This is a genomic window from Actinomadura barringtoniae (genome assembly GCF_017573505.1).
GTDB lineage: Bacteria > Actinomycetota > Actinomycetes > Streptosporangiales > Streptosporangiaceae > Spirillospora > Spirillospora barringtoniae.
In genome coordinates this window covers 493,589-515,805 of the sequence record NZ_JAGEOJ010000004.1, presented here as the reverse complement: position 1 = coordinate 515,805, position 22,217 = coordinate 493,589, and the positions used below count along the sequence as shown (strand labels likewise).

Here is a 22,217-nt window from a genome sequence, read left to right as displayed (position 1 = left end):
TCAGATGGCGCCCTTCTGCTTGAGGCGGTCGAGGTCGCCCGCGGACAGGCCGAGGAGGCCGCCGTACACCTCGGCGTTGTGCGCGCCCGGCGCCGCGCCGGTCCACCGGATGGAGCCCGGCGTGTCCGACAGGCGGTACAGCACGTTCTGCATGCGCAAAGGGCCGAGGTCGGGGTCCCGCACGGTGGTGATCGAGTCGAGGGCGCGGTACTGCGGATCCTCGAACACGTCCCGGATGTCATAGATCGGCGCGATCGCCGCCTGGGCCTTCTCGAACTCGGCCACGACCTGGTCGGCGTCGCGTTCGGCGATCCAGCCGCCGACGTGCGCGTCCAGCAGGTCGGCGTGCTCGGCCCGGCCCGCGCCGCCCGCGAACCACGGCTCGTCGATCACCTCGGGGTGGCCGACCAGGCGCAGGACCCGTTCCGCGATGCTCTGCGCGCTGGTCGACACCGCGAGCCAGCGGCCGTCCCGGCTGCGGTAGACGTTGCGCGGCGCGTTGTTGCCCGAACGGTTCCCGGTACGTTCCTGGACGAGCCCGAGCTGGTCCCACACCAGGGGCTGCGGCCCGAGCAGCGTGAGCAGCGGCTCGATGATGGCCAGGTCCACCACCTGGCCTCGCCCGCCGCCGGTGTCGCGGTGGTACAGCGCCGTCAGGACGGCTCCGACGCAGGTCAGCGCCGCGACTCCGTCGGCGAGCCCGAACGGGGGCAGCGTCGGGGGCCCGTCGGGCTGCCCGGTGACCGCGGCGAAACCGCTCATCGACTCGGCGATCGTGCCGAAGCCCGGCCGCCCCGCGTACGGCCCCTCCTGGCCGAACCCGGTGACCCGGGCGATGACCAGGCGGGGGTTGATCTCGTGCAGGGACGCGGGGGACAGGCCCCAGCGCTCCAGCGTTCCGGGCCGGAAGTTCTCGATGAGCACGTCGGCCCCGGCCGCGAGTTTTCGCACCAGGTCCGCGCCCTCGGGAACGCTCAGATCGCAGGTGACGGCCTTCTTGTTGCGGCCGAGCATCTTCCACCAGAGCCCGTGCCCGTCCTTGGCGTGCCCGTGGGTGCGCGCCGGATCGCCCTTCACCGGATGTTCGACCTTGATCACCTCGGCGCCGTAGTCGCCGAGGACGGTCGCCGCGAGGGGGCCGGCGAAGAGGGTGGCGAGGTCGAGCACCACGACCCCGTCGAGCGGACCTGTCGGGGCCACGCGTCCTCCCGAGTGTTCCATTGATCGGAAAGCCGTTTCCACCATAGCGACACCGGACAGTGATTGGAAACGGTGTTACGTTCTACGAAACACGCGAGCTACGACACACGCGAGCCCTCCCTCACCTGTGACAGGAGGTGATGGCCGGGTCGAGCCGTCTCCGACCCCGGCCGCGCCCATGCCCAGATTCGATCTGCTCGTCAAGAACGGCGTCCTCGCCGTGCCGTACCACGGTGAGGTGCGCGCCGACCTGGCCGTGGCCGGCGGCCGCATCGCGGCGATCGGCGAAGACCTCCCGGCCGCGGACGCCGGCGAGGTCGTCGACGCGTCCGGAAAGGCCGTCCTGCCGGGGGCGGTCGACGCGCACTTTCACATCGGCATCTACCGCGACATGGCGCTCGACGCCTACGAGGAGACGCGATCGTCGCTGGTCGGCGGCGCCACCACCGTGCTCTCCTACTTCCGGACCGGCCAGCACTACCTGGACAGGACCGGCCCGTACAAGGAGATCTTTCCCGAGGTGCTGAGCGCGGTGGAGGGGCGGTCCTTCACCGACTACGGCTTCCACCTGGCGCCGATGACGGTCGAGCAGATCGGCGAGATCCCGGCGCTGGTCGCCGACCACGGCGTGACCTCGTTCAAGTACTACATGTTCTACAAGGGCTTCGATCTGGCGGCCAACAGCCGTGACGCCCGCGCGTTCACCATGGGCGACGAGTACGACCTCGGCCACCTCTACCTCATCCTCGAACAGCTGGCCCGGACCCAGGCCGACCACCCGGACCTGCGCCTGTCGCTGTCGCTGCACTGCGAACAGTCCGAGCTCATGCGGATCTTCATCGACCGGGTCCGGCGCAGCGGAGAACCCCAGAACCTGCGGGCCTACTCCGAGGGACGGCCGCCGCTCACCGAACGTCTCGCCATAGCCGAGGCCACCACGCTCGCCGGGCACACCGGGACCAGCGTCAACCTCCTCCACCTGTCGAGCGCCGAAGCACTCGCCGAGGCCGAGCGGGCCCGGGGCGCGCACGGCACCGACATGCGCTTCGAAGTCACGCTGCATCACCTGTGCCTGGACCATGACGTCCTCGACGCGCGCGGCGGACTGGGCGGCAAGGTCAACCCGCCGATCAGGACCTCACGCGACAACGAGTACCTGTGGGAGCGGGTCCGTGACGGGCTGGTGAGCTGGGTCGCCTCCGACCACGCGTGCTGCATGGAGGAGCACAAGGGCGACGACCTCTGGCCCGCCCGCCCCGGCTTCGGCGGTACGGCGCTGCTCTACCCGGTCCTGATCAGCGAGGGACATCACCGGCGCGGCGTGCCGCTGACCCGTATCGCCGAGGTCGCCTCGGCCAACCCCGCCAAGGCGTACAACCTGTGGGGCCGGAAGGGGAGCCTGGCGGTGGGCTTCGACGCCGACCTCACCATCGTCGACCTGGACCGGGAGCAAGAGGTCAGCACCGGCCTGCTCCTGTCCGGCCAGGACCACTGCCCGTTCGACGGCGTGAAGGTGCGCGGCTGGCCCGTCGTCACCGTCGTCGGAGGACGCGTCGCCTACCGGGACGGCGCCGTGATCGGTGAGCCCGGCGGGACCTACCTGCGCAGATCCTGAACGGGAGGGCGGGGACGGCCGGCCGCCTACATCCCGTCTCCGGACCAGCGGCCGGTCGAGCGGCTGCGCACGGGCAGGGTGGAGGGGATGGGCGCCGGGATCGGCTGCCCTTCCTTCCACGCGCGGCCCCGGCCCACGTTGTGGCTGTGCTCGTCGGTGCGTTCGTCGGGGTGCTCGAGGTCGCGCGGGTCGGCGCCCCAGTCCGCCTGCCCATGGTCATGGTCATGCTCATGACCGCCGCCGGGGCCGTGCCCGTGACCGCCCTGGAGGTCGGCCGCGTCGACGGCCTTGGCGATCGCGATGAGGCTCTTGTCGACGCCGGTGCCGTGCGAGACGAAGCCGGCGTCGGGCTGGCCCTGCTCGCGCTGGAACTCGATGGAGGCCTGGATGTCCTTCAGGTCGCGCTCGTCGCGGAGCGGGGTGCCGCGCCCCACGTCGTGGCTGGACATCGACCAGCGCATGCGGCCGCCGCCCGGACCGTAGTTGACGGCCTCGCCGCCCCAGCGGATCCACTCGTTCTGGGTGTACCAGTTGATCAGCTCGCCGTCGGAACGCAGCAGCCAGGTCGTACCGCCCTCGGGCGTGGTGAAGTGGCCGTGCTTCACGCGGGCGGGACGGAAGAAATAGGTGCCGACGTCCATGGTGCCGAAGTTGCCCTCCATGCGTCCCTGGAGCGTGTAGGCCTCTTCGTAGCAGGGATGGTGGGCGAGGCGATGCTCGGTCCAGCCCTCCTGGGAGTGCACGAGGCGGGTGTAGAAGCCCGTGATCGGGTCGACGTGCAGGTACTTGATGAACAGGCCCGGCATCGGCCCCTGCACGGGGACGGCGTCCCACGTCCTGGCCTCGGTGTCGACGACGATGACCTCTTCGCGGGCGTCGGCCCAGCTCGGCGCGTACAGACTGTCGACGGGGTCGAAACCGGCGTCGCCGTACTCGCGGTAGTGCAGGATGCGGGTGCCTTCGCTGAACGTGATGGAGTCGGTGGGCACACCCTTGGGCGCGTAGACGTACCCGCCCTTCCCGATCTCCTTCCCGCCGTAGGTCATCGATCCCTCGACCACGTAGTACTCGGTGTTGGCGTGGTGGATGCCCGGGCCCCGTCCCCAGTCGGTGTGGAAGTCGACGCGCAGCGATGAGGAGCCGTCCTCCTCGTCGACCGACAGGCGTCGTTCGCTGGCCCGGCCCTCACCGCCGACGAGCTCGGCGGAATGCCAGACGTAGTCGTTCTCCTGGATGAGTTCGACGTGGGGGCGCATGCGTCTCCTCTACGAGTCTGGGGATGTGTTCTGGGCACGCAGCTCTCGCCTGAGGACCTTGCCGGAGCCGTTGCGGGGGAGTGCGGCGACGATCTCGATGGAACGGGGGACCTTGGGGCCCGAGAGCTGGGCGCGGCAGTGCGCGTCGAGGCCGGCGGCGTCCAGGTCGTGACCGGGGAGCGGGACGGCGAACGCGGTGACCCGTTCGCCCCACCGCTCGTCGGGGAGACCGACCACGGCGGCCTCGGCGACGCCGGGGAAGGCGGCCAGGACCTCCTCGACCTCGCGGGGCGCGACGTTCACCCCGCCAGAGATGATCATGTCCTTCTTGCGGTCGACGATGGAGACGAAGCCGTCCTCGTCCTGGACCGCGATGTCCCCGGAGGTCAGGTAGCCGTCCTCGGTGGTGCAGGCCGCGGTGGCCGCGTCGTCGTCCAGGTAGCCGCTCATCAGGAACGGGGACCGGCTGAACAGCTCGCCGCGTTCACCGGGCCCGACCGGGAGCCCGGCCTCGTCCACCACGCGCAGGTCGGTCATGTACCAGGGCTGGCCGACGGATCCGGCCTTGCGCGCGGCGTCGGCGGGACGGCAGTTGGTGACGATGCCCGCCTCCGTCGAACCGTAGAGCTCGTGCACCCCGGCCTTCGGGAACGCGCCCGTCACCCACTCCTTGAGCGCGGCGGGAAAGGCCGCCGCGTTGAAGTAGAGGGTGTCCAGGCTCGACAGGTCACGCCTGCCCAGGGCCGCGTCGCCCAGGGCGCGGAGCATCTGAGCGTGCGTGGGTATCAGGAAGACCGACTGGACCCGATCCCGCTCGGTGAGGTGCAGCATCCGGTCGGGATCCCACGAGCGCAGCATGGTGACGCTGCCGCCCGCGACCAGTGGCGCGTAGTCGAAGACCATCCCCGCGCCGTGGCACATCGGGGCGACCGCGAGGCTCGTCCTTCCGGCGCCGAGGCCCCATTCCAGGGCGGAGAGGTAGCACATCAGGGTGCGGGCGCGGTGGCTGCTGAGCACGCCCTTCGGCTTCCCGGTGGTCCCGGACGTGTAATAGATCGCGAACGGATCGTTCTCGGCGACGGGAATCCGCGGGTCGCGTCCCGGTGCGACGGCGAGCGCGGCCTCGTACGGCGGCCCGAGCTCGGCCCGGCCGATCGACAGCACGACCTTCAGCCCCGACCCGGCCTCCGCAGCGAGGCCCGCGTACGCGCCGTCCAGGATCAGGGCGGAGCAGCCCGAGTGGCCGAGAGCGTAGCCGCATTCGCCCGCGCTGCTGCGCGGGCTGATCGGCACGAGCACCAGCCCCGCCTTGGCGACCCCACAGATGATCTCGGGAAACTCGAATCGGTTGCCCAGCAGCACCGCGACCCGGTCGCCCGGACGCAGGCCCGCGTTCAGCAGGGCGTTGGCGAGCCGGCTCGACCGGTCGTGCAGGCCGCGGTAGGTCAGCCGCCGGTCGCCGTCCACGACCGCGACGGCGTCGGGGGTGGCGACCGCGAACTCGCGGACGCCGCCCGCCATGGTCAGCGCGGCTCCACCGGTGCGAAGGGGCATCCCGTCACCTCGCGATCAGTGCTCGCGCAGGAGCGCGCCGGCGCCCTGGAGGGTGTCCTGGATGCCGTTGTCGCGCAGCGCCATCCACCAGGTGGCGGCGTTGATGGCGATGACCGGGATGCCGAGCCAGCGTTCGGCCTCGTCGGCGAGGCGGACCATCGACAGGTTCGTTCCGCATTGGACCAGGGCGTCCACGTCGCCGCGGGCCAGTTCCTGCAGGGCCAGCCGCAGCTCCTCCTCCGGAACGTGCGCGATGGAGACGGCGGTCGGGCACTTGAGGCCGATGACCTTCGCCACCTCGAAGCCGAGCTCGCTGAAGAAGGTGCGGACGTTCGCGTCCCCGACGGGCTGGTAGGGGGTGAGCACGCCGATGCGGCGGGCGCCGTGCAGCTTGAGCGCCCGGTCGCACGCCTCCGCCCCGGTCGCCACCCGCAGGCCGGTCAGGTCGTGGATCTGCCGGACGAAGGCCCGATTGCCCTCGACGCCGCCCCAGAACGTCTCGGCGGACATGCCCATGACCATGTAGTCGGGCTCGCAGGTCATGACGCGCTCGCAGGCGGCGCCGATCTCCGCGCGGATCTGGTCGAGGAGGCGTTCCATGCCCTCGTCGCCGGCCATGTTCTGGTCCCGGATGTGGATCCGGGAGAAGTGCGCCGTCACGCCGGGCACCGTCATGGAGGAGAAGTCGGGCTCGACGATCGTGTTGGTCGATGGGGCGATGACGCCGAACTTCCGGCGCCAGCCGAGTGCGTCGGTCATGCCGTCACAGCCTCCTTCGCGGTCTGGGAACGCGGCGACCGGGAGAGCCGCCAGGCCGCGTAGGCGAACGCCCCCTGGGTGAGCGTGTTGCAGGCCTGTTCGATCCATTGCAGGGCGACGCTCTGGTCGGGGCGGGCCGCCAGCGGCCCGAGAACGTACTGGCCCGCCAGCCAGATGCCGAACAGCCACGCACCGGCGCGGTCCCGATCGCCGCGCGCGAGCAGCAGGAGCCGCACGGCGCAGACGGTCACCGCCGCGATCGTCAGTACCATCGCGGGCCAGGTGTCGGCGATCACCGCCGAGACCGCGAGCGCGGCGACGAGCGATCCCGCCGAGAGATACGGCGGCAGCCGGTCCCACAGCGCCTGCGCCAGGAGCGTGAACCCGATGGCCAGCAACGGGAACAGCGCGTGATACAGCCAGCGAACGTCCGGGCCGTCCAGGGCGACGATCAGTTTCCAGCCCGCCTTGGCGAGGCCACCGGCCCCGACCGAGCAGGCCGCGACGCGGGTCAGCCGCCCGGCTCGGGCGCCGAGCCGGGCGTCGGCGTAGCCACCGAGCAGCGCGATGCCCGTGGCGGTGAGCGCCACCGGGACGAAGTCCTCGACGGCGAGCGCGACCGGGTAGTCGGTCATCAGGAGTCCCCGAACAGGTCGCGCTTGCGGAACGCCGCCGTGGCGAACCGCCCGGCGGCCTTGCGCTTGGTCAGCCAGGCGACCCGGCCGCCGTTGCGCGTGCCGTTCAGGATCCGCCCGGCGAGCCAGGGCGTCACCGTCTCGACGTGATCGGCCAGGATGTTGAAGACCTTCTTGGCCTTCTCCAGCTCGTCGGGGTCGTAGTCCTGGAGCAGCAGGTCGGTGACGACCATGCCGGGGGACAGGTGGGCCGCCTTCACGGGTGTGCCCTTGAGCTCCTTGGCGAGCGCGTCGGTGAGGTAGGTGACCGCGCGTTTGGTGGCCCCGTAGGGGGCGAGCCCGGGGACCATGCGGCCGTCGCTGCCCAGGCCCTCCATGTTCCAGAGCGTGCCGCCGCCCTGCGCGCGCATGCCGGCGACCGCGACGGCACCGCCGTTCATCACGCCGAGCAGGTTGGTGCGGGTGACGGCCTCCAGCTGCGAGGGCGTGACCTGCCACAGCGGCTTGGGGGCGGTGGAGACCCCGGCGTTGTTGATCCAGTGGTCGATCCGGCCGAACGAGCCCGTGGCGTGGTCCCACAGCGCCTGTACTTCGGAACGGTCGGCCACGTCACAGGGCACGCCGACCGCATTGTCTCCACCGGCGAGATCGGACAGTGCCTTGGCCACCGATTCCTCCGTACGGCCGCACAGGGCGACCCGGCAGCCGCGGTCGAGGAAGGCGCGCGCGAGGCCCAGGCCGATGCCGCGCGTTCCGCCGGTGATCACGGTGACCGTCATGCGGCCTCCCAGTGCAGAACGCCGTGGAGAACGCGGGAGAGCACGTTGCCGTCGAAGATCTCGTAGACCACGGTCAGCGTCTCCCCGGCGCGCATTCCCGGCCCGGCGTCGATGATGAACTCGCGGCCCTTGACCTTGAGAGCGTCCGCCAGATGCAGGCTCAGGTAGCTGGCACGCCCGAACGCCTGGGCGTTCCCCCAGGCGTCGGGGCCCTCGTAGAAGCAGCGGAAGCCGTCCCGGCGGCGGTCGGTGGTGAAGCGCCGTTCGACCGCGCCCTCCCAGCTGGTCCGCAGCCGGGTCCGCAGCAGGTCGAGTGGCTCGAGCTCGATGCGGACCCGCACGTCGCCGATGCGCTTCTGGTCCGCGCCCCACAGCTCGCAGTCGCCGCGGAACGCGCCGTGCGCCTTGGTGGGCAGGATGTGCGGCGTCGGCCCGTTGCGCGTCTCGCTCGCGAGGAAGTCCTCGATGGCGGTCCGGGTCGCCTCGTTGGAGTCGTAGTCGGTGGAGCGCTTGTAGACGCCGTTGAAGCAGCCGACCGCCGCCCAGCCCTGGTACAGGACCGACGAGTACACCTGGGTCTCGCCGTCGGGCAGGACGTGGTTCCAGGTGTTGAGATCGACCTGCCAGCCCGGCCCGTAGTAGTGGGCGTCGACGAAGCCGCCGTACGGCCGGCCGGTGCCGTGGAAGTCGGGCCCGGTGTAGATCCGGTCGCTGTCGGAGTCGGTCACCCCGAAGGCGAACGGGGCGCCGAGCCTGAAGCGCCCGGCCAGCGGCCCGCCGCCCTCCAGCCCGCCGTCCATGTAGTACGTGGTGGTGCCGTTCTCGAAGACCGACGAGCGGCGGATGTCCTCATAGCCCGCCCAGGTCCCGGTGGCGTCGAACAGCGACGGCCGCCCGTGCCACTCGCCCTCGATCCGGGTCTGCCACGCGCTCGGCCGCTCAGCCATCACCGTCACCCACCCCGTCGGTGATGAGCTCGGCGCGGATGCGGTCGGTCCGCTCGTCGCCGAGCAGCCGGGAGACGTTGGCCCACACCGGGTCGACCTCGCGGCTGAACAGGTTCGCGCGGTTGCGGGCGTCGCGTGCGGCCAGGTCGGTGTCGCCGAGCGAGGCCACGACCTCCTCCGGCAGGCCCTTGGCGAGCAGCGTCCGCCAGTGCTCCAGGTAGGCCTCGACGAACCGCCCGGCCGCGCGGAACTGCTCCTCGGTGGCGCGGTGCACGAGCATCCAGGGCGACATCATCGCGTACTGGCGCGGTGAGATCGCCGCGCGTGAGGCGCCGAAGAGCTCGCTCGCCTCCTCGAACGCGGGGGTGAGCGGCTGGAACGCGGCGTTCACGTAGGCCAGGTGCGAGGCGAGCTCGGCGCGCGGGACCAGGTCGAGATGGAACGCCAGGTAGCCGTTGGCCTCGACCGCGTCGAGGGTGAAGTGAGGGATCGCCGAGTCCGCGGGCGTGAAGGCGAACAGCATGTGGCTGTCCATGCCGATCGGCGGGACCGACAGGCCGACGTAGACGACCTTGGCCAGCCCCGGAGCCGTCGAGACGGTCATCGTCCCCACCGGGTCGGGCGCCATGGCGCTGGTCAGGTCCAGCGTGCGGACGGTGCGCAGGTCGTCCGCCAGCGCGGCGAACGTCCGATCGCTCAGCTGTCTGGGCAGGCTCACGCTTGCTCCTTCTCGGCGGGGGCGCCCCGGGCCTTGTGCTGCCAGGCCCGGGCGAGCTCGGGGTTGTCGCGGCGCGCGGGGGACGGGATGACGGTGGCGCTGCGGCGCGGTGCGTCGCCGGTCACGACGTCGTCGTCGCCGACCCACCAGCCCGCCTCGATGAGCTCGCGCCGCCGGCGGCGGTAGGCGACCTGGAGCGAGTCGCTGCGGATGTGCAGCTCGTCCGACAGGTCGAAGGGCAGCAGCTCGGGACGCTGGCTCTCGACCACCGGACGGTCCTGGAGCAGGATCTTCTCGATCCGCTTCAGCGCGTTGCCGTCGGCCCACTTGCCGGTGAAGAAGTTCCGGTAGCCGACGATCTTGATCAGGGTGCGGTCGCGGCTCAGCGGGATGTTGTGGTCGTAGAGGATCAGGTCGCCGAACGGCAGCCGCACGTGCAACTTGACGATGTTGGGCAGGTACCACCCGTTGGTGACCACCACCTGCTCCGGCTTCTCCTTGTAGAGCCGTTTCCACAGCCCCTTCGCCGGGGGCGGGCTGAGCAGGATGTCGGCCTCGGCGTGCCAGGAGTCCTGGACGATCTCGAAGTCGGGGATCTCGGGCTTGTCCGGGTTGCCGAACGAGTGGCCGTGCACGAACGGGGTGTGCGAGGCGTCCACGACGTTCTCGAAGGTCCGCTCGTAGTTGGCGCCGATCTCCATCTCGAAGTAGACCGCGCGGAAGGCCGGGTCGGCGTGCTGCGGGAAATGCGGGATCGGCGGGCGCTCGTCCTCGGGCAGGTCGCCGAGGAAGGCCCAGATCAGCCCGTACTCCTCGCGGACCGGGTAGGCGTCGACCCGCGCCTTCTTGGGGATGCCGCGCCCGCCGGGGTTGGCGGGGATCTTCACGCAGCCGCCGTCGGGGCCGTACTGCCAGCCGTGGTACGGGCAGGCGATGACGTCGCCGTCCACGACCTTGCCCATGGACAGCGCGCCGCCGCGGTGCACGCACAGGTCGGACAGGCACACGACGTCGCCCGAGCGCTTGCGGTAGAGCACGAAGTCCTGGCCGAGGCAGGTGACCTTGCGCGGGGAGCGGGTGACGGCGTGCGCGAACTCGACCGCGTACCAGAAGTTCTTGAGCATGGGGCTCCTTAGCTGCCCGGCCGGCGCCGCACGTCGATCAGGCTCGGGTCGGCGTCCGGCGCGCCGGCGTCAGCCGGAGACGCACCGTCGCCGCGTACGTGGGTGTGCAGGAACGACACGACCAGGTCGGCGTAGGCCCGGCGGGCGGCGCCTGGATCGGACTCGGGGGTCAGGTCGAGGAAGGCCCGCGCGGCGGTGGCGTCGACCGGGTCGGCGATCATGAAGTGGTTGGCGCCCGGTACGGTCGCCAGCAGGTCGTCCGGCCCGGACAGGGCCTCCTGGAAGGTGCGGGTGACCGGGTCCTGGGCCGCGCCCTGCTGTCCGTAGCGGTCGGAGCTGCCCATGATCACCCCGTCCCGGCCGCCGACGCCCAGCAGGACCGGGCAGTCCACCTGGGCCGGGAGCACGGTCCCGGCGGGCCAGCCGAGCATCGTGGCGACCATGGTGTGGGTGCCCCACGCGAAGCAGGCCCGTACGCCGGGGAAGAACCGCGCCGACTGCAGCACGACGGTGCCGCCGGCCGAGTGCCCGCCCAGCGCGATCCGGTCCAGGTCGAGCACGCCCTTCAGAAGGTCGATCTCCTCCAGCGCGTTCAGCACGGCCGGGATGGTCGGGCAGGTCGGCCGCTGCCCGTAGGTCTCGGGCCGCGCCGCCTCCAGATCGACGCCGGGCGTGATCCCGACCTGGCCCCCGAACAGCTCGGCCACGCGGTCGAACGTCACCACGACGAACCCGGCGGACGCGATCTCCGCGGCCAGCCAGCGGTAGGCGTCCTGACCGACGTTGATCCCTGAGCAGAAGACCACGACCGGGTACGGCGCGTGCTCGCCGTCGGCGGGCAGGACACCGGTGAGCCGCTCGGCGTCGGTGTGCTCGGCCTTCGCCGGGTAGTAGACCTTGAGGTGCGCGGTGTCGAACGGTGGTTCACCGCCGGTCCTGGCGGCCCACCACAGCGACCTGACCTTCATGGGCGCGGCAGCTCTCGGTCGCCGCCCCACAGCCCGCGGACCAGCCGGTCGGTGGTCTCCTGGCCGAAGAACCTGACCCCCATGACGTTGGCGGGATCTCGTTCGGCGATGTTGCGGCGGATCGCCAGGTCGGCGGCCGCCAGCGCGGCGCGTTCGGCGTCCGGTACGGGCTCGGCCTCCTCGACCCAGCCCAGCCACCGGTCCACATGCTCGTGCGTGAGCCGCCGCACCAGCGCGATGTACTCCTCCGCCCGGGGGAAGGAGTAGCACTGCGCGGTGGGGGAGAGGCTGGAGCGGATGAAGCCCGCGCGGCTGGTGAACCACTCCAGTTCGGGATGCTGCTCCCGCACCGCCAGCCACTCCTCGTTCAGCGGTTCGTAGTAGCGGTCGTAGTAGTCGCCGTCCTGGAGCAGCTGGGTCCGCGGCACCGAGTCCAGGTAGAACCAGCCCTCCGGCCACACCAGCAGCGCGATGCCCAGGTGCGGGACGCGGATGTGGGGGCCGAGCCAGACCGTCAGGTGCAGGTTGGCGAAGCTCGCCTGGGGGTTGCCGAGCCAGGAGTGCACCATCCAGTCGACCTCGGGCCCGGTGTAGGCCGCCAGCCGCCCGCCCGGGCCGTCCGGATAGGTCCCGTAGGCCTCCAGCGCCTCGCTGGACGGGTCGCGGGCGAGCTCGAAGCGTGCGTCGATCTTGGCCTTGAGCTCGCCCAGCAGCTCCTGGAACTGCCGGAAGGTCTCTGTGACGTCGACGACGGGGGACTGGTCCACCATCTGCTCGACGTGCTGCAGCGTCTCCTTCAACGGGACTCCATTCCTGTCCGCGTGGTGTGCGGCTCGCTCAACGCGGTGTGCGGCTCGATCAGCGCGGAGACCGCCTTCCACGGGCGGTCCTCGACGAGATCGGTGTTCTTGGAGACGCGCCGGTTCACCGCCTGGGCCGGATGAACGGTCGCGACGGTCACCGGGCCGCCCGCGGGCGTCACGAGCGGGTGGCTGATCCGGCCGGTGAACGGGCCGTCCCAGCGGGTCCACAGCGTGAAGTCGGCCGGCAGCGCCAGGACGAGTCCCTCACCGGCGCTCGACGCCACCACGTTCAGGCGGTTCTCGGCGGATCGCTCCAGGAGGCCGAGCTCGGTCTCCCACAATTCGAGCGCCGTGAAGGGGACGGCCACGACATCGGCGTCGGCGATCGCGGCCAGCCTGAACGTCTCCGGATACAGCGCGTCGTCGCCGACGACGATGGCCATGCGGCCCCAGGGAAGGTCCAGGACCGTCAGTTCCTCGCCGAGCGTCCTCGCCCAGGCGCGATGCCGGGTCGAGTCGTGCAGCTGGAGCTGGCGCCCCACCACACCGTCGGCGGTCACCGCCACGCCCACGTGGGCGTGGCCTTCACGGACGCTGGTGACCACGAGCGCACGCGACCCGCGCACCGCTTCGGCCAGTTCACTCATGACGCGTTCGGCGTCCGCGTCCGGGCCGAACGCGAGCTCGGGGAGGACGATCAGCTCGGCTCCCCGATCCACCGCCTGCCGGATCAGCGCGCTCAGCGGCTCGTCGTCCCCGCCGCGTACGACGGCGGCGGACAGCTTGGCCGCACCGGCCGGTGCCGTACGGGCGCAGGGTGGCCGCACGATCGCGCCGTAGAGGCTCGGGCGGCGGGCGGCGAACACGTCGGTGCCGTCGGGCCGGACCTTGTCGTCGGCGGCGTCGGGGTCGATCTCGGCGACCACGACGGCCTCGCCCTCCTTGGGCCCCTTGGCGACGACGGTCCCGTCGGGCGCGACGATCTGGCTCTCACCCGCTCCGTGCAGCCATTCGGGGGGAACGCCGAGGCCCTCGCTGATCGCCGGAAGGAGCTCGGCCGGCAGGAGCGGGCCCACCTTGTTGGCGGCCACGACCCAGACCCGGTTCTCGGCGGCGCGCACGGGGATGTGCAGGCTCGCCTCGTCGACGGCGAAGGAGTTGAGGCTGTTGAGGAGCACCTGGGCGCCGCGCACGGCGAGGTCGCGGCAGACCTCGCTGATCACGCCCTCCAAGCACGAGTACAGGCCGAAGCGGCCGAGCGGGGTGCCGGCCACCGGTCCGGCCGCCGTGCCCGGATCCAGGTGGTCGCCCTCGGCGCCCATCAGGACGAGCTTGTCGGCCTGCGCGGCCAGCGAACCGTCCGGGGCGTAGAGCAGGTTGGTGCCCGTGGTGCGCCCGCCCGGCCGCGCGACGGTCACGTTGACCTTGACGTAGGCGTCGTGCCGGACCGCCCTCGCCGCGATCGCGTTCAGGAAACCGTCGCCGAGGCGGCAGGCCGCGCGTCGCGCGGTCGCGGTCTCGTCGTACCAGGACAGGTGGTTGCAGAACTCGGGGAGCACGATGAGGCGCGCGCCCTCGGCGGCGGCCCGGTCGATCGAGCGCAGGCAGGCGGCCAGGTTGGCGGCCCGATCACGCCCGACCTCGAACTGCACCGCGGCCACCCGGACCCGCCTCATGGAACCTCCCGATTCCCGTAGCGAAACGCCGTTTCCCAAACTTACAATCGCGACCGGCGGCGTGACCAGATGCCGCGGGCAACGAATTGGAGATCGAGGAGGCGCTCGATGCTGACCCATGTGGTCTTGATGAAGTTCGGCGACCCGGCCGACGCGGCGAAGGCCGGGGAACTCCTGGAGGGGCTGGTGGGGACGGTCGAGGGGATCGCCTCCATGACGCTCGGCCTCGACGTGGTCCACTCCGAGGTCTCCTATGACCTGTGCATGATCACCACGCATGACCACCCGGACGACCTGCGCTCCTACCAGAACCACCCCGCGCACCTGGAGGTGGCGGGGTGGCTCCGGCCTCGGCTCGCCGGCCGCGTCAGCGTCGACTTCGAGACCACCGGCGCGGAGTGATCGGCGACGCCGGGCGACCGGCGGCCGAGGCCGGTCTCAGGAGGCGCCGGGCAGGGTCTGGATGGTCCCGGCGCCGAGGAGGCCCTGGTAGTAGCCGCCGCCCGGGTAGTAGTCGGCGGTCCGCGTTCCGTTGAAGTCGTCCCGGGCCCAGCCGACGGCCAGGGTCTGCAGGGCGGCCACGTTCTTGTCCTGCGGCGTGCCGCAGGCGAGGGTGCCGACGCTGTCGGTGCTGGCCCCCTCGGCGTCGGTGTGCGCGCCGGTCGTCAGGCGTACGCCGACGAACGGCCTGTGCAGCCGGGTCTGGAGCGCGTCCGTGCCGCTGCCGCTGTTGTTGCAGATGTAGGGCGGCGAGGCGATCGTCAGGATCGGCAGCGTCGTGCCGTCCAGGCCGCCGAGCGCCGCGTCGGTGTTGTTGCCGATGAACGACTTGACCGGGTCGAGCAGGACCAGCCCGCGCAGTCCGGCCCAGGCGGCGGGATAGGTGCTCCGGACGCGCTGGGCGACGTACTCGACCGCCTCGCCGCCCGCCGAGTGCCCGGCGAAGACCGTCGTGGAGGGCATGGTGACCTCCGGCCGTCCGGCCTTGCTCTTGGCCGCCGCCAGGCTGCGGCCGAGCTTGTCGCTCGGGTCGGAGGCCTTGCCGAACAGGTCGGCGACGTTGTTGAGGAAGTCGGTGTTGTTGCCGATGTTCTGGAGCGTGCAGCCCAGCAGGTTGGCGGAGGGGAGGGCCGGAGCGAAGACCAGGTAGCCCGCCCCCGCGTACTTGGTGGCGAGGTCGGTGACGTTGCCGTTCGAGCGGGCGAACCCGTGCTGAAGCCAGACCAGGCCCTGCGGCCTGCCGGAGGGGAAGTACCAGTCGGCGTTCTGCTTGAGCGTGGTGAAGGCGCAGCGGATGTCGACGGTGGTCTGGATCTTGGTGACGGCGGCGGCCTCGGCGGGCGGCGAGGCCGCGAGCACCAGCGGTGCGGTGGTCAGGGCGGCGATCGTGAGGGCTCGGGCCGAGCGGCGTCTGGATACGCGCATGTGGGCCTCCAGGGGCACCCACACTGTTTCGTTCAGCGAAACAGTGTTTCCATTACTGCGGACATTAAGCGCCCGAGCGCGCCGTGCGTCAAGGTCTTTGCGCAAGCAACTTGCTCAGCCCGGCGGGTAGGCCCCTGCCGCCAGGCCCTCACCACCGGCCCTGAACGGGGCGGGCGCGTGGACCGCGCACGTCTGCGCGTACTCCAGGATCCCCTCGACGCCGTACTCGCGGCCGTGCCCGCTGCGCCGCACGCCGCCGAACGGGGCGCGCAACGCCATGCCCGTGCGGTTGTGGGTGTTGACGAAGGTGAAACCGGCGTCCAGGCGCCGGGCGATCCGGAACGCACGGTCCTCGTCGGCCGACCAGACCGAGGCGGCCAGGCCCAGCTCGCCCGCGTTCGCGCGAGCCAGGGCCTCCTCCTCGGAGTCGTAGACCAGGACGGGAACGAGCGGGCCGAACTGTTCCCGCGCCACCAGCGGAGCGTCGTCCGGCAGCCCCAGGAGGAGCGACGGCCGGACGAAGTGGCCCGCGGACATGTCCACCCGTACGGTTCCGAGCTCGATCGCCTCGCCGCCCGCCGCGAGCGAGGCGCCGGCGAGCCCGTCGAGACGGGCCGCCGCCTCCGCCGAGATCACCGGCCCCACGGTGGTGCCCTCGTCGAGCGGATCACCGAGCACGATCGTCCGCCGCGCGGCGGCGACGTAGGCCGCGATGAAGTCGTCGCTCATCGCGCGCGGCACGTAGAGCCTCTTGGCCGCCATGCAGACCTGGCCGCTGGTGGCGAACGAGGCCATGACGAGCCGGTCCATCGCCTCGTCCGACAGGTCCGCGTCGTCGAGAATGATCGCCGGATCGTTGCCGCCCAGCTCCATCACGGTGGAGGTGAGCATGCGCGCCGCGGTCGCCCCGATCTCCCGCGCGGCGGCGTCGCCTCCGGTGAAGGCCACGCGGAACACCCCTGGGTGCCCGGCCAGGGCCTGCCCGGTGCCCGCATGGCCGTTCACCGTCCGCACCAGATCGTCCGGGAACCGCTCCAGCACCTCGGTGATCGCCAGGGGCGCCAGCGGCGAGGGCTTGACCACGACGGTGTTGCCGGCGGCCAGCGCGGGCCCGACCTTGAGCATCGTCAAGATGATCGGGGCGTTCCACGGGGTGATCGCGGCGACGACGCCGAAGGGCCGCCGCCTCAGCAGGAGCCTGCCCGCGGCGTCGTCGACCTCCTGATCGGCGAGGGCGCGAGGTGCCTGGTCGGCCACCCACCGCAGGTAGGTGGCCGCGAACCGTATCTCGCCACCACAGTCGGCCAGGGGCTTGCCGGTTTCGCGGGCGAGCAGCTCCGGCAGGTGCGGCGAGCCCTCCAGGACGCCTGCCGCCAAGCGCAGCACCTCGACCCGCCGCTCGGGCGGCAGCGCCGCCCAGGACCGCTGGGCCGCGCCGGTGCGGCGCACGGCCTCGTCCACGGCGGCGCCATCGCTGATCGGCAGGCGACCGGCCAGCTCGTGAACGCGCGCCGGATTCCAGCGTTCGATCACCGGCGGTCCCGGGCCGGGCCGCGCAACGAGGCGATCATCGAGGTGCGCAGCAGATGCTCGCGTGCCCTGACCGGATCGGCCGCCAGCGACCGGAGCTCGTCGTGGACGGAGGCGGGATCACCGGAGCGCAGGCGTTCCCAATTGCCGTGCGACACCCGCTGGACATAGGTCGCGGCGATGTCCCGGCGTACGGCGGCGACGGCGTCCACCACACTGTCGTCCGGGCCCGCCATCACCTCCACCAGAGCACCGCCGAGCTGCACCGCGTCGTGGATCCCACTGTTCATGCCCATGCCGCCGAGAGGGTTGTTCACATGGGCCGCGTCGCCGGCCAGCAGCACCCGCCCGCGCCGGAAGCTCGTGGCGATGCGTTGATGAACGCGATAGATGCTGGCGTGCGCCACGGCCCACTCCTTGTCGACCAGCCCGCGGAGCCTGTGCGGCAGGCGCGCCAGCTCCTGGTCGTCGGGGGTGCCGTCCGGCGTCGGGAACAGGACGCGCCAATGGTCGGGGGTACGCAGCAGCACGAGCCATTCGTCGGGATCGAAGACGTAGTTGACCGCCGCGATGCCCGGCATGAGGACGCCCAGATCCTCACGGGTCGAGGCGACGAGGAAACGCTCCGGATAGGTGATCCCCTCGAAGCCGATGCCGAGCGATCGCCGTACCGCCGAATGGGCGCCGTCCGCGCCGATCAGCCAGTCGCCATAGTCGCGCCGCCCGTCGCCGGTCAGCGCGACGACGCCGCCACGATGCGGGAGCACGCCGCGTACCGGCGACCGGAAACGCACCTCACCGCCCAGCGCGGTCAGGTGCCGGCGCAGGATCGGGGTCAGCTTGCTCTGCTCGCACTGCAGGCGGAACGGGTAGGGCGTGTCGTCGGCGAGCACCGAGAGGTCGAGTTCGGCGATGACGGCGCCGCTCCGCTCCCGGTACTGGAACGTGCGCGAGATGATCCCGGCGGCCATGAGCTCGTCGAGGACGCCGAGGTCCGCCAGCATCTCCAGAGTCGGAGGGTGAAAGGTGGAGGCCCGCGACTCCGTCGCCAGCCCGGGCCCCGCCTCCAAGACCGTGACCGGGACGCCGCCGCGAGCGAGCACGAGCGCGGCCGTGAGCCCGACGGGCCCGGCCCCGGCGATGAGGACCCGGCTCATCCGTCCTCCCGCGAGTGCAGGGCGAAGCCGCCCTCAACGCCCACGACCCGGGAGTTGGTGAAGAAGCGGAGAGTCTCGGCGGTCCCCTCCTCACCCAGACCCGAGCAGCCCCACGCCGGACGCGGCGCGAACAGATGCAGGCTCATGACGCTCGAACCGTTGACCTTCACCTCACCGGCTCGGATCTGGCGCGCGATCCGCAGCGCACGCTCCTCGTCGTCTCCGACCACATAACCCTCGAGGCCGTACGGGGTTCCGTTCGCGAGCGCGACGGCCTCCTCGATCGACCGGTAGGCGTGGACGGTGGCCACGGGCCCGAAGATCTCCTGGGTGGCGCGTTCGGCGGGCACACCGGTGACCAGGGCCGGGGTGAGATAGTTCCCCTTGCCCGGGATCTCCGTCCAGGTCAGGACGGTCCCGCCCAGGTCGTCGCGTTGCCGCTCCACCAGCTCCCGGTGACGGGAATGGACGAGCGGGCCGAAGTCGGTCTCCTCCGACCCCGGCGGACCCGCGCGCAGCGCCGCGAGCCGTTCGCCCACGGCCTCGACGATCTCGTCGTGACGTTCGGCCGGAACGATGAGCCGCCCGAGCGCCCGGCACCACTGGCCGTTGAGCGTGGTGAGCAGATCGGTGGCGGCGCGCGCGGCGATGCCGGCGTCGGCGTCGGGCAGGACCACCAGGGGATTGTTGCCGCCCAGCTCCAGCTGCACCGGCTTGACGCCGAGAGCGCAGGCGGCGGCCACCCCGCGCCCGCCCTGTTCCCCTCCGGTGAACGAGACCGCGCGGATCCGAGGGTCGCCCACGAGCCGGGCGCCGACCTCGGCGTCGCCCAGCACGAACTGGAAGGTCCCGGGCGGTGCCCGGTGCTCGGCGAGCACGGAGCCGATGGTCTCGGCGAGCAGCAGGCTCCCGTACGGGGCGTACTCGCTCGGCTTGAGGATCACCGGGCAGCCCGCCGCGAGCGCGTTGGCCACCTTGTGCGCCGCCATCGGCGCGGGCGCGTTCCACGGCACCAGGCAGGCCGCCGGTCCCCACGGCGCCCGGTGCACCTCGGTGGTCCGTCCGTCGTCGCGGGTGAGCGTGGCCGGAGCGAGCAGCCCCTCGCGCAGCTGCGCCGCCGCCAGCGCGAACGACCCGCTGATGATCATGCCGAGCGGCCGGGCCTGGCGGACGGGCACCCCGGTGGCGAACGACTCGACGGCCACGATCTCGGCCAGCCGGGGCTCCAGCGCGGCGGCGACGGCTTCGAGCGCGCTCGCGCGTTCGGCCACGGAGGCCTGGCCCCAGCCGCCCGCCGCCGACTCCGCCGCCACGAGAGCCTGCTCGACCCGCGTGGCGCTGGACGTGGGGGAGGGCATCACGGGGGCGCCGGTGGCGGGGTCTTCGAGGGTGAGATCCAGCTCGGCATCGGTGCCGGCCCAGTCACCGGCGACCAGGTCCGCCGGGCCGGGCAGCCGGTCGGGGAGCCTCATGAGGGAACGCTCGCGAACAACTCGTTCTCCTTGGCCATCGTGATCATCTGAGCCGCCTCCAGCCTGCCGCGCTCGGCCGGAAAGGTCATCACCAGGCCCATCGCCAGATCCCGCAGGCCGCGCCCGATGACCCCGTCCATCGTGGCCGCCGAGGTTCCGCAGGCCTTGAAGGCGTCCACCGCGACCTGGAAGCACGCCTCGGCGATGTCGCCCTTGGCGATGCGCCACTGCCGGTACACCTCCGGTTTGGGGAGCAACGGCGGCTGCGAGGTCTCCAGCTCCAGCTGCCGCCGGATCCACAGGTAGGCGGTCTCCAGCCGCTCGGCCATCCGGCCGATGATCACCTGGTGCATGGGGGAGGAGGCGATCGGCCTGCCCGAGTCGGCGAAGGTCTTGCGCGTGAGCCGGTCCACCGCGACGTCGTAGACGTTGTGCGCCGCGCCCAGGTAGACGGCGGAGATGGCGAGCTGGTTGCCGACGAAACTGCCGCGGCTCACCTGCAGCATCCGCACGAACGCCCCGGGGATCGTGAGGGCCTCCTCGGACGGGACGAACGCCTCGGTGAGCGTGATGCCGTGGTTGGCCGAGGCCCGCATGCCCAGGCCGTTCCACGGGTCGCGCGACTTCACCCCGTCGGCGTCGCGCGGGACGAGGAACAGCGCGAGCCCGTCGGCGTCGTCGGTACCGTCCAGGCGCGCGGTGACCAGGTAGGTGTCGGCGACGCCGGTCGCGCAGCCGAACGACTTGGTCCCGTCCAGCAGCCAGCCGCCCTCGGTCCGGCGCGCGGTGGTGGCGATGGCGATGTTGGCCCCCGAGGTCTTGGCCTCCTCACTGGCGAAGTTGGCCATCCAGGTGCCCTGGGCCATGCGCGCCAGGACCTTCTCGGCGAAGGCGCGCACAGCCGGAGTCTCCTCCGCGGTGAACAGACCCGCGTCGATCGCCTCCAGGGGAAGCAGACCCCGCGACGCGCTGGTGTTGTGGAAGAAGAAGGCCAGCGCGGTGGACGGACACGCGGTGCCCATCGCGTACGTCGCGGCCGCGAGGTCGCGAAGCCCGCCGCCGAGCCCGCCGAACCGATCGGGCACGACGAGGCCGAGCAGCCCGGCCTCGCTCAGCAGCGACACGTGCGCCGAGGGGAACTCGGCGGCGGCGTCGGCCGCGATCGCGCTGTCGCGGAGTTGCGGCAGGATCGACTCCACCCGTTCGGCGCGCGAGCGCTCCGCCTCCGTCATGGTCTCGATGAGCCGCTCGCCCGTCAGCCTCATGGTGTCCCTTTCTCATCGTCTGCCGTAATGAGGGCCGGTCCGGCGGCGACCCGGTAGGTCCGGCCGGGCAGCACCGCGCCCCACAGCCGTTCCAGTTCCGTCGCCGCCGAGACGAGCCCGGCGCGGTCGACCGGACTGGTGATCGCGAGCTGGGTCGCCAGGAAGAGCAGGTCCTCGGCGCACAGCCCGCCGTCGATCCCGCCGAGGGTGACGTCGAAGCGGTGCACGCCGCTCTTCAACGCGGTGAGGGCGTTGACCAGCCCGAGCCCGTACGCCTCGTGCAGCCGCAGGCGCAGCGGCGTCGGCCTGGCTCGTGCCACCGCCTCCTGCAGCAGGTTGCGCACGTGCAAGGGGGAGGCCGGGGCCGAGCCCTCGTCGAGTGCGATCTCCGTGCAGCCAAGACCGGCCAGGCGCTCGACGGCGTCCAGGACCGCGGACGTGCGGGCGGGGGCGAACGCGTCGGAGATGCGGGCGACGGTGGCGAGGCCCCTGCGGCGGGACTCGTTCACGATCTCCCTCGTCACGAGGTCCGGGCGTTCGGCGGCCGCGTGGACCTCCACCACGCCGTCACGGGCACCGGCCAGCCTCGCCACCTGGGCCGGATCATGCAGGACCACCGACCAGTTCCCGTCGGTCACCGCCGGGGGAATCCCCGACAGCGCCAGCGACTCGATGTCCAGGCGGGTCCGGACTCCGGCGGAACGGAGCGCCGCCAGCAGCCGGTGCGCGTCGTGTCGCGTCACCCGGGCGGGCGCGGTCCCGTTCGGCTGGAGACGCCGTTGCAGCACCGCGGCCAGGCCCGTGTCGGCGACCGTCATCTCGGCGGGCAGCGGGTCGGCCAGCTGCCCCCACGCGCGGGAGTGGAACAGCAGCGGCGCGGTCCGCCGCGGCGTGCCCGCCGCCTGTACCGCCCCCACGAAGATCGTGTGGTCGCCGCCCGGATAGGCGTGCACCACCCGGCAGTCCAGCCAGCCGACCGCGTCGGCGAGCACCGGTGCGCCGGTCTGGCGGGGCTCCCAGGTGCGGCCGGCGAACCGGTCACCCGCGACGCGGCCCGCGAAGATCTCGCCGATGCGGGTCTGGTCCTTGGCCAGGAAGCTGATGGCGAAGACGCCGCTCTCGGCCACCAGCCGGTGGGTGTAGATCTGTTCGGCCAGGCAGACCAGGACCAGGGGCGGGTCGAGGCTGACGCTGCAGACCGAGCTGGCGGTCATGCCGTGCCATCCGTCGCCCGCGACCGTCGTCACGACGCCGACTCCGGTGGGCCATTGGGACAGCGCCGCCCGGAAGGCCTCCGCGTCGATCACCTCGGCCCCCGTTTCGCTGAAGGAAAC

At 71.8% G+C, this 22,217-nt stretch carries 20 protein-coding genes; 2 read left to right on the top strand and 18 right to left on the bottom strand.

Annotated features, from left to right (window positions below):
- A complete protein-coding gene (locus J4573_RS12325; RefSeq protein ID WP_307796601.1) occupies nucleotides 1-1,200 on the bottom strand; it encodes a CaiB/BaiF CoA transferase family protein in 1,200 nt (399 codons plus the stop codon).
- Nucleotides 1,201-1,378: 178 nt separating this feature from the next.
- Here J4573_RS12325 and J4573_RS12320 point away from each other — a divergent pair, with 178 nt between their 5' ends.
- A complete protein-coding gene (locus J4573_RS12320; RefSeq protein WP_208255502.1) occupies nucleotides 1,379-2,815 on the top strand; it encodes a dihydroorotase in 1,437 nt (478 codons plus the stop codon).
- Nucleotides 2,816-2,841: 26 nt separating this feature from the next.
- On the opposite strand, the gene J4573_RS12315 is transcribed toward J4573_RS12320, so the two are convergent.
- Genes J4573_RS12315 through J4573_RS12265 form a run of 11 tightly spaced genes read right to left on the bottom strand, consistent with a single transcriptional unit; the run spans nucleotide 2,842 to nucleotide 14,034 of the window.
- Nucleotides 2,842-4,071 carry a DUF4437 domain-containing protein gene (locus tag J4573_RS12315; RefSeq protein ID WP_208255501.1) on the bottom strand — a complete coding sequence of 410 codons (1,230 nt, stop codon included), beginning with the start codon at nucleotides 4,069-4,071 and terminating at the stop codon, nucleotides 2,842-2,844.
- A gap of 9 nt (nucleotides 4,072-4,080) precedes the next feature.
- The gene (locus tag J4573_RS12310; RefSeq protein ID WP_243772830.1) at nucleotides 4,081-5,625 is read right to left on the bottom strand and encodes a class I adenylate-forming enzyme family protein; all 1,545 of its coding nucleotides are present in this window, start codon (nucleotides 5,623-5,625) and stop codon (nucleotides 4,081-4,083) included.
- 15 nt (nucleotides 5,626-5,640) lie between these two features.
- Nucleotides 5,641-6,384 carry a maleate cis-trans isomerase family protein gene (locus J4573_RS12305; RefSeq protein WP_208255500.1) on the bottom strand — a complete coding sequence of 248 codons (744 nt, stop codon included), beginning with the start codon at nucleotides 6,382-6,384 and terminating at the stop codon, nucleotides 5,641-5,643.
- On the bottom strand, nucleotides 6,381-7,019 hold the full coding sequence (locus J4573_RS12300) for a hypothetical protein (RefSeq protein WP_208255499.1): 639 nt from the start codon (nucleotides 7,017-7,019) through the stop codon (nucleotides 6,381-6,383). Before J4573_RS12300 ends, J4573_RS12305 begins: the two co-directional genes overlap by 4 nt.
- Nucleotides 7,019-7,798, bottom strand: coding sequence for an SDR family oxidoreductase (locus J4573_RS12295; protein ID WP_208255498.1), 780 nt, complete (start codon nucleotides 7,796-7,798; stop codon nucleotides 7,019-7,021). The genes J4573_RS12300 and J4573_RS12295 overlap by 1 nt, the downstream gene beginning before the upstream one ends.
- Complete coding sequence (locus J4573_RS12290) at nucleotides 7,795-8,745, bottom strand: hypothetical protein (protein ID WP_243772829.1); 951 nt, start codon at nucleotides 8,743-8,745, stop codon at nucleotides 7,795-7,797. Before J4573_RS12290 ends, J4573_RS12295 begins: the two co-directional genes overlap by 4 nt.
- A complete protein-coding gene (locus J4573_RS12285; protein ID WP_208255496.1) occupies nucleotides 8,738-9,463 on the bottom strand; it encodes a hypothetical protein in 726 nt (241 codons plus the stop codon). Before J4573_RS12285 ends, J4573_RS12290 begins: the two co-directional genes overlap by 8 nt.
- Entirely contained in the window at nucleotides 9,460-10,587 is a 1,128-nt protein-coding gene (locus J4573_RS12280) for an aromatic ring-hydroxylating dioxygenase subunit alpha (protein ID WP_208255495.1), read from the bottom strand. The genes J4573_RS12285 and J4573_RS12280 overlap by 4 nt, the downstream gene beginning before the upstream one ends.
- Nucleotides 10,588-10,595: 8 nt before the next feature.
- Nucleotides 10,596-11,555: an alpha/beta hydrolase family protein gene (locus tag J4573_RS12275; RefSeq protein ID WP_208255494.1), complete on the bottom strand. Its 960-nt coding sequence runs from the start codon at nucleotides 11,553-11,555 to the stop codon at nucleotides 10,596-10,598.
- Nucleotides 11,552-12,355 (bottom strand): oxidoreductase, encoded by an 804-nt coding sequence (locus J4573_RS12270; RefSeq protein WP_208255493.1) that lies wholly within the window; start codon nucleotides 12,353-12,355, stop codon nucleotides 11,552-11,554. Before J4573_RS12270 ends, J4573_RS12275 begins: the two co-directional genes overlap by 4 nt.
- The gene (locus J4573_RS12265; protein WP_208255492.1) at nucleotides 12,352-14,034 is read right to left on the bottom strand and encodes a nitrilase-related carbon-nitrogen hydrolase; all 1,683 of its coding nucleotides are present in this window, start codon (nucleotides 14,032-14,034) and stop codon (nucleotides 12,352-12,354) included. Before J4573_RS12265 ends, J4573_RS12270 begins: the two co-directional genes overlap by 4 nt.
- A 108-nt stretch (nucleotides 14,035-14,142) precedes the next feature.
- Here J4573_RS12265 and J4573_RS12260 point away from each other — a divergent pair, with 108 nt between their 5' ends.
- Nucleotides 14,143-14,436: a Dabb family protein gene (locus J4573_RS12260; RefSeq protein ID WP_208255491.1), complete on the top strand. Its 294-nt coding sequence runs from the start codon at nucleotides 14,143-14,145 to the stop codon at nucleotides 14,434-14,436.
- 36 nt (nucleotides 14,437-14,472) lie between these two features.
- On the opposite strand, the gene J4573_RS12255 is transcribed toward J4573_RS12260, so the two are convergent.
- From J4573_RS12255 to J4573_RS12230, 6 genes are all read right to left on the bottom strand, one after another.
- The gene (locus tag J4573_RS12255) at nucleotides 14,473-15,459 is read right to left on the bottom strand and encodes an alpha/beta fold hydrolase (RefSeq protein ID WP_208255490.1); all 987 of its coding nucleotides are present in this window, start codon (nucleotides 15,457-15,459) and stop codon (nucleotides 14,473-14,475) included.
- A gap of 114 nt (nucleotides 15,460-15,573) precedes the next feature.
- Complete coding sequence (locus tag J4573_RS12250; RefSeq protein WP_208255489.1) at nucleotides 15,574-16,992, bottom strand: aldehyde dehydrogenase family protein; 1,419 nt, start codon at nucleotides 16,990-16,992, stop codon at nucleotides 15,574-15,576.
- The gene (locus J4573_RS12245; RefSeq protein ID WP_208255488.1) at nucleotides 16,989-18,146 is read right to left on the bottom strand and encodes an FAD-dependent oxidoreductase; all 1,158 of its coding nucleotides are present in this window, start codon (nucleotides 18,144-18,146) and stop codon (nucleotides 16,989-16,991) included. The genes J4573_RS12250 and J4573_RS12245 overlap by 4 nt, the downstream gene beginning before the upstream one ends.
- Nucleotides 18,143-19,618, bottom strand: coding sequence for an aldehyde dehydrogenase family protein (locus tag J4573_RS12240; RefSeq protein WP_208255487.1), 1,476 nt, complete (start codon nucleotides 19,616-19,618; stop codon nucleotides 18,143-18,145). The genes J4573_RS12245 and J4573_RS12240 overlap by 4 nt, the downstream gene beginning before the upstream one ends.
- Nucleotides 19,615-20,883: an acyl-CoA dehydrogenase family protein gene (locus tag J4573_RS12235; protein WP_208255486.1), complete on the bottom strand. Its 1,269-nt coding sequence runs from the start codon at nucleotides 20,881-20,883 to the stop codon at nucleotides 19,615-19,617. Before J4573_RS12235 ends, J4573_RS12240 begins: the two co-directional genes overlap by 4 nt.
- Nucleotides 20,880-22,190, bottom strand: a complete 1,311-nt coding sequence (locus tag J4573_RS12230) for a flavin reductase (RefSeq protein ID WP_208255485.1) — start codon at nucleotides 22,188-22,190, stop codon at nucleotides 20,880-20,882. Before J4573_RS12230 ends, J4573_RS12235 begins: the two co-directional genes overlap by 4 nt.
- Between the last annotated feature and the right edge of the window lie 27 nt (nucleotides 22,191-22,217).

Bases quoted from the DNA above. Each gene is read 5' to 3' on its own strand.
- J4573_RS12240 (WP_208255487.1), bottom strand. From the start codon at position 19,618: ATGAGGCTCCCCGACCGGCTGCCCGGCCCGGCGGACCTGGTCGCCGGT.
- J4573_RS12275 (WP_208255494.1), bottom strand. From the start codon at position 11,555: ATGAAGGTCAGGTCGCTGTGGTGGGCCGCCAGGACCGGCGGTGAACCA.
- J4573_RS12290 (WP_243772829.1), bottom strand. From the start codon at position 8,745: ATGGCTGAGCGGCCGAGCGCGTGGCAGACCCGGATCGAGGGCGAGTGG.
- J4573_RS12235 (WP_208255486.1), bottom strand. From the start codon at position 20,883: ATGAGGCTGACGGGCGAGCGGCTCATCGAGACCATGACGGAGGCGGAG.
- J4573_RS12255 (WP_208255490.1), bottom strand. From the start codon at position 15,459: ATGCGCGTATCCAGACGCCGCTCGGCCCGAGCCCTCACGATCGCCGCC.
- J4573_RS12245 (WP_208255488.1), bottom strand. From the start codon at position 18,146: ATGAGCCGGGTCCTCATCGCCGGGGCCGGGCCCGTCGGGCTCACGGCC.
- J4573_RS12305 (WP_208255500.1), bottom strand. From the start codon at position 6,384: ATGACCGACGCACTCGGCTGGCGCCGGAAGTTCGGCGTCATCGCCCCA.
- J4573_RS12315 (WP_208255501.1), bottom strand. From the start codon at position 4,071: ATGCGCCCCCACGTCGAACTCATCCAGGAGAACGACTACGTCTGGCAT.
- J4573_RS12280 (WP_208255495.1), bottom strand. From the start codon at position 10,587: ATGCTCAAGAACTTCTGGTACGCGGTCGAGTTCGCGCACGCCGTCACC.
- J4573_RS12260 (WP_208255491.1), top strand. From the start codon at position 14,143: ATGCTGACCCATGTGGTCTTGATGAAGTTCGGCGACCCGGCCGACGCG.
- J4573_RS12265 (WP_208255492.1), bottom strand. From the start codon at position 14,034: ATGAGGCGGGTCCGGGTGGCCGCGGTGCAGTTCGAGGTCGGGCGTGAT.
- J4573_RS12310 (WP_243772830.1), bottom strand. From the start codon at position 5,625: ATGCCCCTTCGCACCGGTGGAGCCGCGCTGACCATGGCGGGCGGCGTC.
- J4573_RS12300 (WP_208255499.1), bottom strand. From the start codon at position 7,019: ATGACCGACTACCCGGTCGCGCTCGCCGTCGAGGACTTCGTCCCGGTG.
- J4573_RS12295 (WP_208255498.1), bottom strand. From the start codon at position 7,798: ATGACGGTCACCGTGATCACCGGCGGAACGCGCGGCATCGGCCTGGGC.
- J4573_RS12320 (WP_208255502.1), top strand. From the start codon at position 1,379: ATGCCCAGATTCGATCTGCTCGTCAAGAACGGCGTCCTCGCCGTGCCG.